This window comes from Brotaphodocola sp., from assembly GCF_983179755.1.
In genome coordinates this window covers 1-19,660 of record NZ_CFAHBC010000014.1, presented here as the reverse complement: position 1 = coordinate 19,660, position 19,660 = coordinate 1, and the positions used below count along the sequence as shown (strand labels likewise).

At 47.7% G+C, this 19,660-nt stretch carries 14 protein-coding genes and 1 other RNA gene; 12 read left to right on the top strand and 3 right to left on the bottom strand.

Annotated features, from left to right (window positions below; translation table 11 throughout):
• Window positions 1-125: 125 nt before the first annotated feature.
• From AC4EVX_RS06950 to AC4EVX_RS06920, 7 genes are all read left to right on the top strand, one after another.
• Complete coding sequence (locus tag AC4EVX_RS06950) at window positions 126-3,713, top strand: DUF5717 family protein (RefSeq protein WP_490159859.1); 3,588 nt, start codon at window positions 126-128, stop codon at window positions 3,711-3,713.
• Between the two features lie 68 nt (window positions 3,714-3,781).
• Entirely contained in the window at window positions 3,782-5,005 is a 1,224-nt protein-coding gene (locus tag AC4EVX_RS06945) for a DUF5716 family protein (RefSeq protein ID WP_177976881.1), read from the top strand.
• Window positions 5,002-5,814: a hypothetical protein gene (locus AC4EVX_RS06940; RefSeq protein WP_490159858.1), complete on the top strand. Its 813-nt coding sequence runs from the start codon at window positions 5,002-5,004 to the stop codon at window positions 5,812-5,814. The genes AC4EVX_RS06945 and AC4EVX_RS06940 overlap by 4 nt, the downstream gene beginning before the upstream one ends.
• 159 nt (window positions 5,815-5,973) lie before the next feature.
• Complete coding sequence (gene secG / locus AC4EVX_RS06935; protein ID WP_177976883.1) at window positions 5,974-6,201, top strand: preprotein translocase subunit SecG; 228 nt, start codon at window positions 5,974-5,976, stop codon at window positions 6,199-6,201.
• 228 nt (window positions 6,202-6,429) lie between these two features.
• A complete protein-coding gene (rnr, locus tag AC4EVX_RS06930; RefSeq protein WP_177977399.1) occupies window positions 6,430-8,556 on the top strand; it encodes a ribonuclease R in 2,127 nt (708 codons plus the stop codon).
• A 174-nt stretch (window positions 8,557-8,730) separates the two neighbouring features.
• A complete protein-coding gene (gene smpB / locus AC4EVX_RS06925; protein ID WP_177977400.1) occupies window positions 8,731-9,201 on the top strand; it encodes an SsrA-binding protein SmpB in 471 nt (156 codons plus the stop codon).
• Between the two features lie 459 nt (window positions 9,202-9,660).
• Entirely contained in the window at window positions 9,661-10,686 is a 1,026-nt protein-coding gene (locus AC4EVX_RS06920; RefSeq protein ID WP_177977401.1) for a branched-chain amino acid aminotransferase, read from the top strand.
• A gap of 301 nt (window positions 10,687-10,987) precedes the next feature.
• Here the strand turns inward: AC4EVX_RS06920 and AC4EVX_RS06915 are convergent, their stop codons facing one another.
• Both AC4EVX_RS06915 and ssrA read right to left on the bottom strand, forming a co-directional pair.
• Complete coding sequence (locus AC4EVX_RS06915; protein WP_177977402.1) at window positions 10,988-11,431, bottom strand: L-2-amino-thiazoline-4-carboxylic acid hydrolase; 444 nt, start codon at window positions 11,429-11,431, stop codon at window positions 10,988-10,990.
• A gap of 154 nt (window positions 11,432-11,585) precedes the next feature.
• Window positions 11,586-11,925, bottom strand: a transfer-messenger RNA (tmRNA) gene (ssrA, locus tag AC4EVX_RS06910).
• A gap of 391 nt (window positions 11,926-12,316) precedes the next feature.
• Here ssrA and AC4EVX_RS06905 point away from each other — a divergent pair.
• Window positions 12,317-14,107 (top strand): B12-binding domain-containing radical SAM protein, encoded by a 1,791-nt coding sequence (locus AC4EVX_RS06905; RefSeq protein ID WP_490159857.1) that lies wholly within the window; start codon window positions 12,317-12,319, stop codon window positions 14,105-14,107.
• A gap of 89 nt (window positions 14,108-14,196) precedes the next feature.
• On the top strand, window positions 14,197-14,502 hold the full coding sequence (locus AC4EVX_RS06900) for a hypothetical protein (RefSeq protein ID WP_490159856.1): 306 nt from the start codon (window positions 14,197-14,199) through the stop codon (window positions 14,500-14,502).
• A 331-nt stretch (window positions 14,503-14,833) separates the two neighbouring features.
• Here the strand turns inward: AC4EVX_RS06900 and AC4EVX_RS06895 are convergent, their stop codons facing one another.
• Window positions 14,834-15,766 carry a LysR family transcriptional regulator gene (locus AC4EVX_RS06895; RefSeq protein ID WP_490159867.1) on the bottom strand — a complete coding sequence of 311 codons (933 nt, stop codon included), beginning with the start codon at window positions 15,764-15,766 and terminating at the stop codon, window positions 14,834-14,836.
• A 478-nt stretch (window positions 15,767-16,244) separates the two neighbouring features.
• Here AC4EVX_RS06895 and AC4EVX_RS06890 point away from each other — a divergent pair, with 478 nt between their 5' ends.
• From AC4EVX_RS06890 to AC4EVX_RS06880, 3 genes are all read left to right on the top strand, one after another.
• A complete protein-coding gene (locus tag AC4EVX_RS06890; RefSeq protein ID WP_490159855.1) occupies window positions 16,245-16,799 on the top strand; it encodes a tripartite tricarboxylate transporter TctB family protein in 555 nt (184 codons plus the stop codon).
• A gap of 12 nt (window positions 16,800-16,811) precedes the next feature.
• Window positions 16,812-18,320, top strand: coding sequence for a tripartite tricarboxylate transporter permease (locus AC4EVX_RS06885; protein ID WP_177977406.1), 1,509 nt, complete (start codon window positions 16,812-16,814; stop codon window positions 18,318-18,320).
• 97 nt (window positions 18,321-18,417) lie between these two features.
• Window positions 18,418-19,476 (top strand): tripartite tricarboxylate transporter substrate-binding protein, encoded by a 1,059-nt coding sequence (locus AC4EVX_RS06880; protein ID WP_177977407.1) that lies wholly within the window; start codon window positions 18,418-18,420, stop codon window positions 19,474-19,476.
• Window positions 19,477-19,660 lie beyond the last annotated feature (184 nt).

Genomic DNA, 19,660 nt, shown 5'->3' with positions numbered 1-19,660 from the left:
AAGATTAATGTAGGAGTTTGTCGAAATTTCTGAAATATCCCTGAAAGATCTTTAAAAGATTTTGGAAGACTTAAAAGAGAAAAGTCAGGAGACGGCATAAAACTCCGGAGTTTGCGGGAGATACGATGAGAGAGAAAATTAACCGTCTGGCGCGGGGAATTGTAGATACAGATGTATTACAGGTGAATGTTGTTCCGGAGTCCGTGGAAGAAGCGATACAGGCTGGAGAGCTGACGAAAAAAGAACTGTATGTGACGGATCTTCAGGGACGTTTTATCAAGGGACTGGTATATTCTTCCAATCCCCGCGTCCGGATTCATAAGGAAGCATTTGGAGGCAATCGCAATCACATCACTTATGAGATTGATGGAAGAAACCTGTCAAAGGATGATGTGATTTCGGGTGCTTTTTATCTTGTAACCAATGGGGGAGAGAGAAAGGTGCCTTTTTCTTTCTCCGTAGATATCGGTGTGTCGGGAAAAGTTCTTGACGGGCTTCAGACGGCAGGGGATTTGGCGGAGCTCGTTCACCGGGATCAGGAGCTTGCACTGAGACTGTTTGAGTACCAGGATTTTGCAGAGGCACCATTTATGCAGGATCTGCGTGTGCGTGCGCTCTATGACGGTCTTAAGGGGCGACCAAACCGTCAGAATCAGCTTGAGGAGTTCCTTGTTGTTCAGGGCGCAAAAAAGCCGGTCAGCCTGAGTGTGGACACGAGGGCGAGACGCTATGAGGGACTTTCCGACATCCGTATGGATCTTCTTGAGATTAAGGCAGGTACCTGGGGTGCTGTCTCGATCGAGGTCATGGCGGAGGGAGATTTTTTAGAGCTTCCGAGAAAGAGCTTTGAGCGAAAGGATTTCAAGGATCAGAGCTGTATGGTCTCGTTTGCAATCAATCCGGGACGACTTCACCGCGGGAAGAATCTCGGTGTGATCCATGTGCGAACAATCCGCCAGCAGTTCGATGTTCCGATCGAGGCAGTCGGAGAGGACGAGAGCGCAGAACCGAGACAAAAAGGGCGTAAGAAATCGATCTCTCGTTATCTGAAGATGAGACTGGAGTATGAGACAGTCTCCGGAAAACGTCGTCAGGCACTTGCCGGGAAGCTGAAACAGGAACTCGAAGTTCAGAGAGAGACCGAAGGGGAGAATGCGAGAAATGCACTCTGTCTTGCAGAACTCTATGTGGTGAGCGGGGAGAGAGAGCATGCGATGGCACTTCTCGAGTCCTGCCGTGCACAGGTCAACAGTCAGCGCATGGACGATCGGGTGATGTATTCGTATTTTCAGTACCTGCTCTACCGGATTCAGCAGAAACCGGGACAGAGAGAGGGACTGCTTCGTCTTGTCAGACAGAATGAATCGATCGAGAAGAAGGCGATGGCGAGAGGATACCTCTACCTGATTCAGCTCCTGATTGATCCGGATCAGGCAATGAACCCGGCGGGAACTCTCGATGAGATGCACACACTGTTTGCGCAGGGATGTACAAGCCCGTGGATGTATGTGCAGGCACTCAAAATTTTTGAGGAGGATGTGAAATTGCTTCGCCGTCTCGATGAGTTTGAGATGCAGGTGATGAGCTTTGGAGCAAGGCGTGGGCTGATCAGTGAGGAGCTTGCAAAGCGGATTGCTCAGCTCTCCGTGACTGTGAGACCGCACCGTGTTCTTCACTACCGGATGCTCAGGGCGCTTTATGAGAAATATGAGAATAAGGAGCTGCTCTCCGCGCTCTGTGGAGTCCTGATTCGCAGTGACTGTCGGGATAAGCGCTATTTTTCATGGTATCAGAGAGCACTCAAGGAGGGAGTCAGCCTGACCAGGCTTTATGAGTATTACCTCTATTCGCTTCCGGAGGATTACGCCTACCTGCTTCCGAGAGAGGTGCTTCTCTATTTCTCTTACGAGAAGAGTTTAGATGAGGACAGCAGAGCTTCGCTGTATGTGAATATTTTGCGTTACATGAATCCGGAATCCGAGCTTTACAAAAAGTATGAGCGCGATATGGAAAAGTTCGCGATGGATCAGCTTCTCAAGTCGCGGATCAACAGCCGGATTGCCGTTTTGTACGAGCACATGCTCTACAAGGAGATGATCGACGAGAAGGTCGCAAGAGTGCTTCCGTCTGTCCTTCGCTCTTATCGGATTCAGATTAATAATCCGTCGATCCGCTACGTTGTTGTGTGCAGTGGCGAGACCGAGGGACAGGATGCATTTCCAATCAAAGATGGGACAGCGTATGTTCCGCTGTTTTCCGAGAATCCGGTTCTGCTGTTTCAGGATGAGTACGGAAATCGCTATGCAAACCTTCCGTTCAAGAAACTTCCGGCGATGGCGCACAAGGAGGAGAGGGAGCTCGAAGCCCGCTGTTATGAGGTATTCCCGGAGCATCCGATGCTTCGCCTTCAGGAGTGCAGGTTGATCGTTGAGAATGGCATTTTCGATGACGGACAGCTGATCCGTCTCAGAGAGGCATCCGAGGAGATGAGATTTAACCTGCTGTTTCGTCGCAGAGTGCTCTCAAGAATTCTCGAGTACGATCAGCGCATGATCGAGAGCGATGCCGGGGAGCTTCCGGATGATGTGGAGTATCTCGCCCGCCTTGATTTGACGAAAATGAACAATGCGGAGCGCGGACAGATCTGTGAGATTCTGACGTGGCAGGGTTATTACCGGGATGCATTTGACATCATGTGCACTTACGGTTGGGAGAGTGTTCGCAGTGCGCGACTCTTAAAGCTCTGTTCCGGCATGATTTTGAAGGAGATCTCGGGACGCGATGACCGTCTGGTATTGCTCGCTTGCAAGCTGTTCTCAGAGGGACGTTACGACGATGCCGTTCTCGACTATCTCTGTGAGTACTTTAACGGCTCGACGAAGCAGATGTTTAAGGTGCTCAGCCAGAGCGTCCGCGACCATATTGCACTCTACGATCTGCCGGAGCGTCTGCTCGCCCAGATGATGTTCAGCGGGGAAACTGACCGTCTCGATCAGGTCTTCGACTGGTATGTGGATGGCAAGGCAACGAGTGAGCTTGTCGTGCGCGCCTACTTTACGACGAAGTCGGTGGACTATTTCCTGCACGAGAAGATTGGTTCGGGACGTGTTTTTGACTATCTTGAGCGCGTGATGAACAAGGCGGAGGATAAGAGCCGGGTTCCGACAATCTACCTGCTGGCGCTCTGTCGTCACTATGCGAGCATGAAGACCCTGAGTGAGGAGCAGAAGGAGCTTGCGAGAAAAATTGTCGATCTTTTGATTTCAGAGGGAAGAGTCTTTGCATGGTTCCATGATCTCGGACGCCTGATGCCGATGCCGGATGGAATTATGGACAAAGTGATTGTCGAGTATCACGGCGATCGGGACAGCCGACCGGAGCTGATGGCGAGAGTGCTTCCGGATGAGGAACAGTATGCGCCGGAGGAGCTGCGAAAGGTATATCCGGGAATCTATGTGCACCAGAAAGTTCTGTTTGAGGGAGAGCTTTTGGAGTATCAGGTTTACGACCGGAAAGATGGAAAGCGTGTTCTCGTGGACGAGGGAAGCATTTCCTGCGACATTGAGATGACAAGTTCAGCGGGAAATCGTTTTGCCTCCCTCAATGAGATGGGACTTTGCCTGTCTCTGAAGGAAGAGGGCACACTGAAAGATAAGATGAAAAAATATCTCACGGATAGTGCAGTCATGGAAGAGTTGTTTGGGCTGATGTAATGGGCGCAATAGAAAAACAGGCGACTGCGAACTGTGACTGTAAAAGTGAGAGAAAGGATAAGGGTTGTATGGACGGACTGATTGTTGGCATCGATTTATGCGATGAATATACGCAGGTCAGCTGTGCGGATGAGGAAAAGATCTGGTCGCTTCCGTCCGTGATCTGCAAGAACAGAACGGCGGATAGCTGGTATGTCGGAGAAGATGCCTATACGCACACCTTAAATGGCGACGGCGTGATTCTCGACAAGCTCGTGAGCCGTGCATTAAAGGGAGAGTCTTCGACAGTCGGAGATGTCCGTTATACGGGAAAAGAAATTCTCGGACATTTTCTCGAGGAGATTTTGAAAATGATCCGGGCGGAGACGAAGAAGGAGACGGTTGACCGCATTGTCGTTGCTGTGCGCCGATACGATTCCAAGATGCTTGAGATTCTCGAATCGTGTGCAGACCGGCTTGGAATTCCCGCAGAGCGGATCGACATGATCAGCCATGCCGAGAGTTTTCTGTACTACATGGTCAGCCAGAAGCGCGAGATCTGGATGGGGACGACAGGAATGTTTGACCTCTCCGATGAGGGATTCCGCTATTATGAGATGAAAGTGCAGAAGACGACGAATCAGACGATTGTCATGGCAGATTACGAGGAGCTCGAGGAGAGTTTTCGTCTTGATATTCTCGCGACTGCCTCAGGAAAGCGTCTGGCGGACAAGATTGTCTGCTCGTGCGGAGAGCGGATGATGCAGAAAAAAGCGTATTCTGCAATCTTTCTTGCAGGAAAGGGATTTTTAAAGCGCGATTGGGCGCCGGAATTCATGAATATGGTCTGCATGAAACGCAGAGTCTATATGGAGACGGCTCTGTTTGCGAGAGGAGCATCCTACTGTGCAAAGGACATGAATCAGGAGAAAACATTGTTCCCGTACACGATGATCTGTGAGGGACGCTTGAAGACGACGATCTCGATGAATGTCATCCGCAAGGGACAGGAAACTTCGGTCGTGCTTGCGTCAGCCGGAGACCGCTGGCACAGCCGTATCGCGAGCGTGGATGTGATTCCGGACCATCAGAATACCGTTGATCTTGTGGTGACTCCGCAGGATGTGACGAACCGGAAGACTGTCTCGATTTTTCTGGAAGGATTTCCGAAGCGGGAAGAACGGACGACGAAGGTGCGGGTGCAGATTTCGTTTCCGGATGAACAGACGATGGAAGTCATCTTAAAGGATCAGGGACTCGGAGAACTTTTCCCGTCCTCCGGGGTACAGATCAGACAAGAGGTTATGATATGAGTTTATTGTTATGTAGACAGGAACATGTCACCCATCCTTACTATGCCGAGGAACTGGGACTGCGCCTCTCCTCCACTCAGGAGCTGGCCTATGTGATTTACCATTATCCACTGCTTGTGCTCGACGGTTTTGTCAGGGAATCCCTGCTTGATTTCATGCGGGAGGAACTCGGACAGGGCTTTCTCGCGCTCAAGATTGACCAGTGGATGAAGAGTGGGGAGAATCCGGATGAGATTCTGCCGATGATTCTTCAGGAGAGCGATTATTACACGGCACAGGAAGTCGCGCATTACCGTCAGCAGATCACGGATTTGCGCGGAAAACATCCGGCAGAATACCGCAGAATGAAGGCAGATGAGCTGTTTTCGATGCGCCAGTACGGGCGTGCGGTCAAGATTTATCAGGAACTTTTGGAACTCCCGGCGGACGAGGTTGTCAATGAATCCTTCCGTTCACGTGTCGGAAATAACATTGGCTCCTGCTATGCGAGAATGTTTCGCTATGACAAGGCATTTGAGGCGTATAAGCGCGCATATTCAGCTGATGGCAATCCGGAGATTTTGCGCAAGATTTACTATCTGACAAGGCTCGACCCGGATTTGAGACTCGGTGAGAGATTTAAGGCTTTGGCGACGCCGGAGCTGAAAAATGGCTGGGAGCGGGAGATGGAGAGCGCAAGAAAACGTGCAGAGAATTCGGTTCAGGTCAGACAGCTCGACACGCTCTTTGCACAGGAGCAGGCGCAGAGAGAGAAGGGCGAAATGAAGTTAATCAAGCGCTGGAAGCAGGAGTACCGCACAATGGCGTAATGCGTGATTGCAATTCGTTGCTGTTCGCATGTTGTATCAACATCGATTTCCCTTGTGTTTTAGGCAGACCTGTGATAAAATATCTTTGTTTTATGGGAAAATACAAGAATCCCGCAAGAGAGATTCTTTATTAGTTTGGGAATTAGGAGGTGTTTTTGGATGCTGAAGACAATTTTGTGCGTAATTTTCGTTCTTATATGCCTGTTTCTGACCGTAGTCGTTCTGATGCAGGAGGGAAAGAGCCAGGGTCTTGGAGCAATCGGTGGTATGGCAGATACCTACTGGGGCCGTAACAAGGGCCGTTCCATGGAAGGAAACCTGGAGAAAGCGACAACAGCTGCCGCAGTTCTGTTTATGCTGTTATCCCTTGTCCTGAATATTTTATAAGAAATGAAGATTATTGTATATGCTAGGAATTTTCTGAACTGAAAATTCCGTATGATACAATGTTGGAAGCAGATTTTGCCGATTTGGAATGCGAAGCATCGGCAAAATCCGTTACAGTTTGTGCAACGCAGGAACTGTGACAGGTGAAGCACTCTTGTGGAAACAAGGGTGCTTTTTTCAAATAACGTTTTTCAAAAATTTTTGGAGAAAGGAAATAAACTGGAATTTATGACAGAAGAATTATTGAATCAGAGAAAAGAGACGATGCTGGCACTGTTAAATGATCCGACGTATGTGCCCATGAAGCTCAAGGAACTTGCGATGCTTCTGAATCTTTCGAGGGATCAGAGAGACGAACTGCGCGAGGTCATGGAATCGCTTGAGCAGGACGGAAAGGTCATTTTGACAAAGCGCGGAAAATATAAGATTCCGTCAGCAGAATTCCTTACTGGTACGTTTTCCGGAACCGCGAAAGGCTTCGGTTTTGTCACAGTTGAGGGTCGCCCGGATGATATTTACATCCCGTATGACAAGGTAAAAGACGCGATGCATGGCGACCGGGTTCAGATTGTTGCAGAGCCGGCGCGCGGAGGACGCAGGGCCGAGGGGACGGTTGTGAAGGTGCTTGAGCGCGCAAATCAGACACTTGTGGGATATTATCAGAAGAGCAAGAATTTTGGATTTGTGATTCCGGATAACCAGAAGATCGGGGAGGATGTCTTTATCCCGCAGGGAAAGGATATGGGAGCAGTGACCGGTCACAAGGTCATTGTCAAGCTCACTGATTACGGCGGAGAGAGAAAGAAGCCGGAGGGAGAGATCGTTGAGATTATCGGTCATGTAAATGATCCGGGCACTGACATTCTCTCAATCGTCAAGGCATACGGAATTCCGGATGAGTACCCGCAGGAAGTTATGGAGCAGATTGAGCACATCCCGGATGAGGTGCAGGAGGCGGAGAAAGTCGGAAGAAAAGACATCCGAGACTGGCAGACTGTCACGATCGACGGCGAGGACGCAAAAGATCTCGATGACGCGATCACGATCAGCAGAGAGGACTTCGGATATCGTCTTGGTGTTCACATTGCGGATGTCAGCCACTATGTCAGAGAGGGAAGCCCGCTTGACCGTGAGGCATTGAAGCGCGGAACGAGTGTCTACCTCGTGGATCGTGTTGTGCCGATGCTTCCGCACAAGCTCTCCAATGGAATCTGCTCGCTGAATCAGGGAGTCGATCGTCTTGCGCTGAGTTGTATCATGGATATTGATCCGCACGGAAAAGTACTCAGCCATGAGGTTGCAGAGACGCTGATCCGTGTCGACAGACGAATGACTTACACCGCGGTCAATGCGATTATCACCGACCGCGATCCGGCTGTGATGGCGGAGTACGACGGTTTTGTGGAGATGTTTGACTGCATGAAGGAGCTCGCGGACATTCTGCGCGACAAGCGTTCCCAGCGCGGATCGATCGATTTTGATTTCCCGGAGACGAAGATTCTGCTCGATGAAAAAGGACACCCGACGGAGATCAAACCGTATGAGCGCAATTCTGCAACAAAGATTATTGAGGATTTCATGTTGATGGCGAATGAGACGATTGCGGAGGATTACTACTGGCAGGAAATTCCGTTTTTGTATCGTACCCATGACAATCCAGATCCGGAGAAGATGAAGCGACTTGGTATTTTCATCAACAATTTCGGTTATTCTTTGCATTTGCAGAACGGGGAGGTTCACCCGAAGGAGATCCAGAAACTTCTGACAAAAATCGAAGGAACCGAGGAGGAGGCTCTGATCAGCCGTCTGACACTGCGCTCGATGAAGCAGGCAAAGTATATGCCGATCTGCGGTGGTCATTTTGGACTTGCAGCGCGCTACTATACGCACTTTACGTCCCCGATTCGCCGTTACCCGGATCTCCAGATTCACCGGATTATCAAAGAGAATCTTCACGGAAATTTGACCGGCAAGCGGATCAGCCATTATGACAGCATTCTGACCGAGGTGTCGATCCAGTGTTCTCAGACGGAGCGCCGTGCGGATGAGGCGGAGCGCGAGGTCGTGAAGATGAAGAAGTGCGAGTATATGTCGAAGCGGGTCGGACAGATTTACGAGGGCGTGATTTCCGGTGTGACGAACTGGGGATTCTATGTGGAGCTTCCGAATACAGTCGAGGGACTTGTGCGCGTCAGCGATCTCTATGGGGATTACTATCTGTTCAGTGAGGAGAAGATGGAGCTTCGCGGAGAGCGGAGCGGACGGATCTATCGCCTTGGACAGAAGGTTAAGGTCACGGTATCTGGAACGGATAAACTGACGAGAACTGTGGATTTTCTGCCATATTTTGAGTAAACAGACAGAAGAGTAGACAAGAGATAGACAGAAATGTAGACAGAATAGTTTGGTTGAGATAGTGAGCGAGGAATAGTAAGCAGAGATTCGGAACGATTCCGAATATGGGTATGCGGAAATAAGTTGTATGGAAATGAGCATGGAAGAAAAATAAGCGAGGAGGAGTGAGAAAAAATGGGTAGCAAAGAGGCATTTAAACTGATTGCGAATAACAAAAAAGCATATCACGATTATTTTATCGATGAGAAATATGAGTGCGGAATCGAGCTGTTTGGCACGGAGGTCAAGTCGATTCGCATGGGAAAATGTAGCATTAAGGAGGCGTTTGTCCGCATCGACAACCACGGCGAGGTCTATGTCTACGGCATGCATGTCAATCCGTATGAGAAGGGAAATATTTTCAATAAAGACCCGCTCCGCGCGAGAAAACTTCTGATGCACCGCAAGGAAATCTTGAAACTCGAGTCCAAGATCAAGGAGAAGGGATATACGCTCGTCCCGCTCCAGGTTTACTTTAAGGGAAGTTTGGTAAAAGTCGAGATCGGTCTTGCGCGAGGAAAGAAACTCTATGACAAGCGCGATGATATGGCAAAGAAGGATATGCGCCGAGAGGTTGAGAGGGATTATAAGCAGAAGTTGCGCTAAGGAATTTTTGCAAACTCGTTCGCACTCCGGGTTCAGTCAACGGAAGCGCCACTGGCGCTTTGCATTTTTGTGGAGCGTATAACTCAGAAGGGGATTGTCTCCCCTACTGAGAAAATTTGCGATACCCATATATCATATAGAGGCGGGGACATTCACTTTGAGTTATGCGATCATGGCGGTTATATCTGACATAGAAGACAGATATGTCAAAAACGAAAAAGAGGCATTGATTTTGACGGATAATGGGGCTATAATAACTTTATCGTTCAGACAGAAAATAAAATTGGGCTGAATTAAAAAAGAAAAGGGTAGCGGTTCAGTAAGCTTGTAGACTGACTGAACCGCTATGAAAAAAGAATGTGTGTCTGCCGGGGAATGGTGCGGAGCGTGCTTTGGGTATCGTTTCGTATTTTCAGAGATTTTTCGGTAAGATGCGGATACCGAATGGAGGAAAGATTTATGGCTAAGAAAGATCTTGACTGGGGTAATATCGGTTTTGCATATCATGTTACCGACAAACGTTACGTAGCAAATTATAAGGATGGAAAGTGGGACGAGGGTGGTCTGACTTCCGATCCGAATGTCGTAATCAATGAGTGTGCAGGCATTCTTCAGTATTGCCAAGAGTGTTTTGAGGGTCTGAAGGCTTACACCACCGAGGATGGAAGCATTGTTACTTTCCGCCCGGACTTAAACGCAGAGCGTATGATGGATTCTGCAAGCCGTCTGGAGATGCCGGTATTCCCGAAGGAGCGTTTCCTTGAGGCACTTGATGAGGTTGTAAAGGCAAATGCAGATTGGGTTCCGCCGTATGGCAGTGGTGCGACTCTTTACGTTCGTCCATACATGTTCGCATCAGGCCCGGTTATTGGTGTAAAGCCGTCTAGCGAGTATCAGTTCCGTATTCTGGTAACTCCGGTTGGACCGTACTTCAAGGGCGGTGCAAAGCCGTTAACTCTGTGTGTAAGTGATTTCGACCGTGCTGCACCTTGCGGAACCGGTCATGTAAAGGCTGGTCTGAACTACGCAATGAGTCTGCATGCAAATGTAACTGCTCATGCAAACGGATTCGATGAGAACATGTTCCTTGATCCGGCAACCAGAACCTACGTTGAGGAGACCGGTGGTGCAAACTTCCTGTTTGTAACAAAGGATGGCGAGGTTGTCACCCCGAAGTCTAATTCCATTCTGCCGTCTATCACCAGACGTTCCCTGCTCTATGTAGCAGAGCACTACCTTGGTTTGAAGGCAACTGAGCGTCCGGTTAAGTTGGAGGAACTGAAGGACTTCGCAGAGTGTGGTCTGTGCGGTACCGCAGCAGTGATCTCTCCGGTTGGCAAGATCGTGAACCACGGCGAGGAGATCTGCTTCCCGAGTGGAATGGAGAAGATGGGACCGGTTATCCAGAAGCTGTATGACACCCTGACTGGTATCCAGATGGGTAGAATCGAAGCTCCGGAAGGCTGGATTCGCAAAATTCAGTAAGAATAATCAGAATTTAATTTGAGACGATGATGTGAGACGAATTTTGAGGAAAAACAATTTCACAAAAAGTTTCAGAGAGAAGAGCAGGCAGAGATCCGAGATGGGTTTCTGCCTGCGTTTTTGTATGATAGGAAATTGCGTCCTATCATACAAAAACGCTCCGCGAGGATGCGCACTCGGCGCAGGGGAAGATGGTTGCCGAAGCAACCGCGCCTCGGCGCGAGAATGTGCCAGGGCACATTCTTTTTTATTTTATAGGAAATTGTTCTTTTTGTTTTTGGTTGTCGACTTCGAGGAAAAGTTATTTCCGGAAAAAATGAAAATCACAGCAATCTCCACCATAGCCTAAGGTTTTTGTCCGCGAAAATCCCAGCTTTTTTAAATTGCCGTAGGTCACGTTGTCGACATCACAGAACAGAGGGCACAGGTTTGCACAGCTGTTTTCGACGCAGGCCGTGTGCCAGAGGCATTTTGTGATCGTAAAATCAAAGAAATCTCTGCCGTGATTCAATTTGCTTTCATGCAGATCACTTTTTCGCATAATTTTCAGGGCAATCGTGCTGTAAAGCCAGTAAAATCCGGGGATGAGTTCCATTTTTATCATGATGGAATGTTTTTGTCTCGCGACAATCTCAAGCATATAAGTTCGCATATAGCTGTATATATGCTCCTCTGATAGGTCTTCTTTTGCGAGAACCTGATACAGTGCAATGCGGGGAAGGATGGTTTGCGTGAGAGTTTTCATCTGATTTTTTGACTTGTTTTTTGTGTCGTTTATCAGCTTGTCCAGCGCTTGCTTTGAGTTAATTTACTGATGGTTTCTCAAAAAAATAACGATACTGTACCTTGTGTTACTCACATACAGTATCGTTATTTCATAAAATCATTCTGTCCAAGATAAATGGACCTGAGGGGAATCGAACCCCTGTCCGAAAATCAATTCCCTGTTCTTCTACTATCATAGCCGGTTATTTGACATTCCCTCCGCCACACGAAAACAGGCACCCTTGTGGCTTTAGTAGCTTCATGATACGCCCATACACGCAAAGCTTAATGTATGTCGTTTCTCACATAGTCGATGCCAGATTCTTAATGTGTGAGTGCACTAAGGCTGACAGCAGCACTTAGGCTGCGTATGCTAAATTATCTTCAGCGTTTAATTTTAATTTTGCCATTTAACGCATCGCATGCGGATAGCTTCACCAGCTGCATGATCCCCGTCGAAACCAGTACAAGCCCTGACTGGTCCGCAGTATCTCAGCGGTAGATTTATTCTATCACTGAAGATTCAGATTGTCAAGGATAGAGATTTTGCGGGAAAATTTGTAATGACTCTTCGGGTTACTGTACACGGGTAGGCATTTTCTGAACTGAAAATGCCGTATGATACAGTGGTGGTAGCAGATTTTGCCGATTTGGAATGCGAAGCATCGACAAAATCCGTTGCTGTTTGCGCAATGCGTGAACAGTAACCTCTTCGGATAATGCATGAACGGTAAATTTGTATGATTTTGATGATCTTCCTCTTGTATAAATCTGAAAAATCGATTATAATAAAAACAGAACAAATGTTCGTGAAGATCGATAACGATAAAATAGAGTTTATAGGGAAAAGTGAGAAGAACGAGCGATGAAAATTCTTTTGACGGCGATCAATGCCAAATACATTCATTCTAATCTTGGAATTTACAGTTTGAAAGCATACGGGGAGAAGATTCTTAGGGAACAGTTTGGTGACTCAAATCGTGAGGAGCTTTCAGATCGAATGGTACAGATTGAGCTGGCGGAATACACGATCAACCAGCCGATCGGGCAGATTTTGCAGGATCTTTACCGAAGAAAGCCAGACATTATCGGATTTTCCTGCTATATCTGGAATATTGCCTATGTGAGAGAACTTTTGGCGGATGTGAAGAAGGTTCTCCCGGATGTGCAGATCTGGATGGGTGGTCCGGAGGTTTCCTATGATGTGAGCAAGACACTACAAGAGAATCCAGTGGTGGATCTCGTGATGAAAGGAGAGGGGGAAGAGACGTTTGCACAGTTGCTTGAAAACTGTGTGAGAGCGGGCGGAGATCCTAAAAACTGGAAGGAGATTGTCGGTTTGGCATACCGGAGTCCGGACGGTACAGGCGTGATAGAGACGGGAATCCGCCCTTATATGGATATGAGCCAGATTCCGTTTCCCTATGAGTGTGTGGACACAAAAGAGTTGGAGCATCGCATCATTTATTATGAGAGCAGTCGCGGTTGCCCGTTTTCCTGTGCATACTGTTTGTCTTCGATTGACAAGAGAGTGCGGTTTCGCGGACTTGACCTTGTGAAGAAGGAGCTGGCGTGGTTTCTTGAGGCAAAGGTTCCACAGGTCAAGTTTGTGGATCGAACGTTCAACTGTCGGAAAGATCATGCGATGGAGATCTGGCGGTTTATCCGGGATCAGGACAATGGGATCACGAACTTTCATTTTGAGATAGCAGCGGATCTTCTCGATGATGAGGAACTTGAGCTCTTGTCAACGATGCGCCCGGGACTTGTTCAGCTTGAGATCGGAGTTCAGTCGACAAACGAGAGAACGCTTGAGGCGATTCACAGAAAGACGGACATTGATCAGATTCGGGAGATGACGGCGAGAATCAACAGCTGGGGACGGATTCACCAGCACCTTGATCTGATTGCGGGATTGCCGTGGGAGAATTTGGAAAGTTTCCGTCATTCATTTGATGATGTCTACCGGATGGAGCCAGAACAGCTTCAGCTTGGATTCCTGAAGGTGCTGAAGGGTTCCTGTATGGAGAAGATGACGCAGGAGTGTGGTCTTCAGTATGCCTCCGCTCCGCCGTATGAGGTTCTGTCAACACGCTGGCTTCCGTATAGAGACGTGCTTGTGTTAAAGCAGATTGAGGAGATGGTCGAAGTCTACTACAACAGTCGCCAGTTCTGTTTGACACTCGGAGAACTCGAGAAAGCGTATGATTCACCGTATGAGATGTTTGAAGTGCTCGCAGATTATTATGAGAAGAATCATCTGTTTGAGGTAAACCACAGCCGAATGGCGCGCTATGAGATTTTGTGGGAATTGTTGACAGAGCTGTTTCCGAAGAAGCGGGAGATATTTCGGGATCTCCTGATGTGTGATCTTTATCTGAGAGAGAACATCAAGAGTCGTCCATCGTTTGCTCCCGATCCTGGAGAGTGGAAGGAGGAGACGAGAAGATTTTTCCGAAAGGAAGAGCAAAGTCCGCATTATTTGAAGCATTATGAGGGATATGATTCGAGACAGATGGCAAGAATGGCACATTTGGAGCGTTTGAGCAATGGAACTTATCGATTGTTTGATTATAAAAGAAGAGATCCTTTGAGCAGAAATGCAGGAATGATCGAGATTTCACAGATTTTAAACGAGGAACTCACCGCGTTATAGCATACAGGAAGTAGAAATTCCAAGGAGAAGAGACAGATAACTTTCTGTATGTGACATCTCTTCTTATGGAAAGAAAAGGAGGATATGCGATGAAGAGAGAGCACAGTGGCGAAATAGGCAGGAGAATGTATCCGGTTATGCAGAGATTTCGGGAGCGGGCAAGGGCAGAGTTTGTTCTGTTACAGCCGAAACTCAGAGAGGAGATGGAGGAGGCTGCTAAGGCGAGCGATCACTATGCGCAACTGAGATTGGAGCTTGACCAGAGACATTGCATCGATGAGATGATTGAGAAGATCACGTCAGCATATGAGTGTGAATTGAACTGGACTTACATGGCGGGAATTCTGGACTGTCTGCGCTTTTTGGAGGAGACGGGTGGCGGAGATTTTATTTGAGCGAAAATGCCTGAAGATGTCCGTTTTGTATGCATTTTTATGCAAGAAATACCGGTATCCCGCTTGTGAAAGCGACAGAGAAGTGGTAAAATAAAGACATCTTACAGGATACAGTAAGAGGGAAAATTGAGCGTTCGCAAATCGGATTTTTCAGGTTTGTTCCGTTTGTAGAATGCTCAGGGGGAAATGTATTTTTATACAACGTTGAAGAAAGAGAAAATTTTTGCGGAAATTTTCTCTTTCGGATACGAAGAAATCTCAAACTTAAATTGTTTTTTGAAAAAACGTTTACAATCAGATTTCAGATCCGCTCATTTTGGGTTTGACATTTCTAGTTTGATACTGTGTGAGACTCCGCGAGATAAGGAGACTCTGTGATGGAATCAAAATAGTGGAGCAGAAGCTGATAAAATACCTGTTCTGCCTCGCTGGGTTTCCAGTTCTTGCGGTTGAAGAGTGCATTGAGCCGGAAAAGCGGCGGATTGAACGAATAGTAGGTGATCCGGTCGCGGTCGACTGCACAGGATTCTGCGATAAAGGCGACCCCATTCCCGTGAGCGATCATATTGCGGGTTGCGGCGATGTTGTTCGTCTCGCAGAAGGCGTGAGGCGTGAAGTTCGCTTCGCTCAGGATCTGATCTGCGACGATTCGCAGGGAAGAACCACGTTTGGAATTCAAAAAGTTCTCGTTCGAGAATGCCCTTGCTAACTCTTGCGGAGTCAACGTATCGTTTGGATGTTCCTTCGCATAGGGATGAGAGGACGGAACTGCGAACAGAATCAGCTCTTTGCGGAGTACCTTTGCCTGATCGGCAAACGGTGCGAGATTCGGAACGGCGGCGATTCCAAGATCGAGAGATTCCTCCATGATCATCTTTTTGAGCGCAGGAAGTCCGAGCTCTGAGATCTCGATTGACACGTCTGGATATGTTTTCTTATAGTCTGGAATCAGTTCTGATAACATACGCATTCCAAAGTTGGAAGTCACTCCAATTCGGATATTTCCGCGGTGATTCAGCGCGGCGATATTATGGTAAAGCTCTTTCTGAATGGCTACAACCTTTTTTGCAGAATCGATGTAAAGCTCCCCTGCTGGTGTGGGAACGAGCTCTGTCTTCGTCCGGTAAAAAAGAGGAGTACCAAGTTCCTGCTCCAGTCTGGAAAGATACTGGCTGAGAGAGGATTGAGAGACGAACAATTCTTCAGCAGCAATCGTCATATTCTTGTGTTTGGCAATCGCCAGAATGTAATTCAAATATTTCACATCCATATCCGTATTATACCTACCTTTTTTATTTTTGACACGTAAGAAGTGTTACCGTGTACCTTGGCTGGACTTAAAAGTATCTGAAATGTTGATTTGTATTTTCCCTCTAACTGTTTGCTTGTAGGCTTGCAAACACGCGCTCTCGCACTCGCCTGTCTGCTGATACAGGTGGTTTGCTTGCTGATAGTTATTAGATCACGATTCGTACTTCGGTACTTGACGCTACTTCGCAGCTATCGTGATCGCCACTCGGGATGAACAAGTAAACTGGTTCCCCCTCGTTAACACTCATTATATCATCTTTAAATCTCAATTCCAATCGTTTTGTATCCATTTCAACAAAACTCTCATATATCCAGTGAAAACAAAAAGGTCTATTGTGAAATTAGCTTTGCTTATTCTGTGAATAAAGAATAAATATTGGAAATCTTTCTGTGAATTTGATATAAATAATTCATAAACAAAGAGAGAGATCATGAAGACATTAACAAAGGAGGAGTCGAGTGATGGCACTGAGAAAGGAGGAACAGAGATGTTTTTCAAAAAGTATGGAGACATTGTAGTCGGTATCTTTTTCATGGCACTGTCCGCAGTCATGATGGTGATGGCGCAGATGCTCCCGAAGTCAAAGGTTATGGAGGTTGGACCGGAATTTATGCCGATGGTAATCGGAGTAATCACCTTTGCACTTGCAGCAGCGCTCACGTTCTTAAGCATCAAGAACTTTAAGATGCATAACGCGGAGATCAAGGCAGATGACATAGAGGACTGCGATTACAAGCGTGTGCTTGAGAGCGTGATTCTGATGCTGGTCTATGTGTTTGTGATGAAGCCGGTTGGTTTCATTCTTTCCACCCTGGTATTCCTGTTTTGCCAGATGATGGTTCTTTCCCCGGACGACGAGAGAGGAAAGAAGCAGGCAATTCTACTTGCAGTGATCGATGTGGTGTTTACCCTTGTGGTATTCTTCCTGTTCCGTTATGGATTTAAGATCGTTCTGCCGGCAGGAATTTTCTCAATTAATTTGTAGGAGGCGAAAGAGATGCAGGCATTAGGACTTTTGGGAAATGCGTTTGTGAGCATTATGCACCCGGCATCCATTCTGTTGATGATCGCCGGCGTAGCAATCGGTATTGTATTTGGTTCGATTCCGGGACTGTCCGCTTCGATGGCAGTGGCACTGATGTTGCCGTTGACCTTCTCGATGACACCGTCCCTCGGTATGAACACTCTGGTAGCTGTGTACATCGGAGGTATCTCCGGTGGACTGATTTCCGCAATTCTGCTGAACATGCCTGGTACGGCATCTTCCATCGCAACAACATTTGATGGATATCCGATGGCGAAAAAGGGTGAGGCAATGAAGGCTTTGGGACTTGGAATTGTGTTCTCTGCACTGGGTTCCATTTTCTCCTTCCTGGTACTTACCTTCTGTGCACCGCTTCTGGCAGATGTGGCACTGAAATTTACTCCGGCTGAGAACTTTGGTATCTGCTTCTTCGCTCTGACGATGGTAGCAATCCTTTCTTCCGGAAACATGATTCGCGGTCTTTTAGCTGGTATGCTCGGTCTGATGTTTACCCTGATCGGTATGGCTCCAATCGATGGAACCGCACGTTTCACCTTTGGAAACCCAAACCTGATGGCAGGTTTTGATACCCTTCCTACTCTGATCGGTATCTTTGCAATCTCCGATATCCTGATCACCGCTGAGGCAATGGGTAACGGAAAACTTGAGACGATCCCGATCAACAAGGTAAAGGGATTTGGATTCAGCATGAAAGAGTTTGTTTATCACCTTCCGAACTTCCTTCGTTCTGCACTGATCGGAACCGGAATCGGTATCCTTCCTGGAATCGGTGGTTCTACTTCCGGAATGCTCTCCTATGTAACTGCTAAGAACATGTCCAAGCATCCGGAAGAGTTCGGAAAAGGATGCCCGGATGGTATCGTAGCAACTGAGTCTGCAAACAACGCAACAATCGGTGGAGCCATGATCCCGCTTCTGGTACTTGGTATCCCGGGTGATGGCGTAACCGCAATGATGCTTGGTGGTTTCCTGATTCACGGTCTGTCCGCAGGTCCTCTGCTGTTCGTAAAGAACGGTGATGTCGTATACGGAATCTTCGCTGCATGTATCATTTGTACACTGATCATGCTGGTTGTAGAGTGGACCTGTATCAAGGGCTTCGTACAGGTACTGAAAGTTCCGAAGCACATCCTGCTTCCGCTGATTCTGGTTCTATGCTGCGTAGGTGCTTATGCAACGAATAACCGTATCTTCGATGTACAGTCGATCCTGATCTTCGGTGTGGTTGGATACCTCTTCCACAAGTTCAAACTGCCGACGACTCCGTTCGTTCTGTGCTTCCTGATCGGTAGCATGCTTGAGACTTACCTGCGCCGTGGTATCATGCAGTACAAGTCCTTTGGAGCATTCTTCACAAGACCGATTTTTGATGCATTCTTCTTTGTAGCAGTAGGAGTTCTGGTTTGGTCTGTATTTAAGGAGCTGAAGGCCTTCTACGCAAAGAAAAAAGCATTGGGCTAAAAAAATAGGTGATTAGGTAAAAAGTAAAAACGGGTTAAGAAACTTAGAGCAGCAATACAAAACTATATAAAAAATAAAGGGAAAAGGAGATACAACTATGAAAAAGAGATTTTTGGCAACGGTACTGGCAGGAGCAATGGTAATGGGTTTAGCAGGATGTAGCGGCGGAGCTGACAGCACGACTGCAACGACAGCAGAACAGAAGGCTGATACTGCAACCGAGACCAAGACTGAAGGTGGCGAGAGCAAGGCAGATGCATCCACCGCTACAAGCGATTGGAAGCCGGCTTCTACCGTATCCATCGTTGTACCGGCAGGTGCAGGTGGTAACACTGACCTTTCCGCTCGTGTATTTGCTCAGTACGCAAAAGAGCTGACCGGTGTTGATTTCATCGTTGTAAACGCAAACGGTGCAGCAGGTTCCGTAGCAGCAAACCAGGTGCTTTCCGCAGAGCCGGATGGCACGACCTTCCTGTATGGTCATAACCTTGTAAACGTTGCAAACATCGCAGGTGTAACGGATTACAACTACACCGCATTTAAGCTGGGACCGACCTTCGCAAAGGACCCGGCACAGCAGTTGTATGTAAACTCTGAGAAGTACAAGAATCTGGACGAGTTCATTGAGGCAGCAAAGGCAGCACCGGGACAGATGAAGGCTTGTACCGAGGTTGGTGCATACACCTACTATGAGTTACTTGCATTTGAGAAAGAGGCAGGTATCGATCTGGATCTGGTAGATGTAGGTTCTAACTCCGATAAGATCGCTGCAATGCTTTCCGGTCAGGTAGACCTGATGCCGGGTGCATACATCAACTGTAAGGATTATCTGACCGCTGGACAGTTCACCTGCATCGGTGCTCCGACCGAAGAGCGTTATGACCTGATCAAGGACATTCCAACTCTGAAAGAGCAGGGTATCGATCTGGTATATCCGGACTGTGACTTCTCCTTCTACTTCCCGAAGGATACCTCCGATGAGATCATCACCTGGTATGAGAACCTCGTTCAGCAGATCCTTGACGATCCGAAGGCACAGGAAGCAGTTGCAAACGTAGATATGATGCCGTACTACTTAAACGCAGCAGATTCTGAAAAGAACGATGAAGAGATCTTCAACACGATCCAGGAAATCGCTAAGAGCGTAGAGCAGTAAGCAGATTTAGAGAGTGATGGGACAAATGCTTTGTCTATCATAAGATTGCTTGAGAATGAACTGAAAATTTGATGATGAAATCCCAAAAAGAACCCCGCAGGTGGAAATTCCGCTTGCGGGGGCTTTTTGTTGTGAGTGCGCCCGGCGGCGCACGTTTCTAACCGGTGCAAGTCCGGAATCCGCC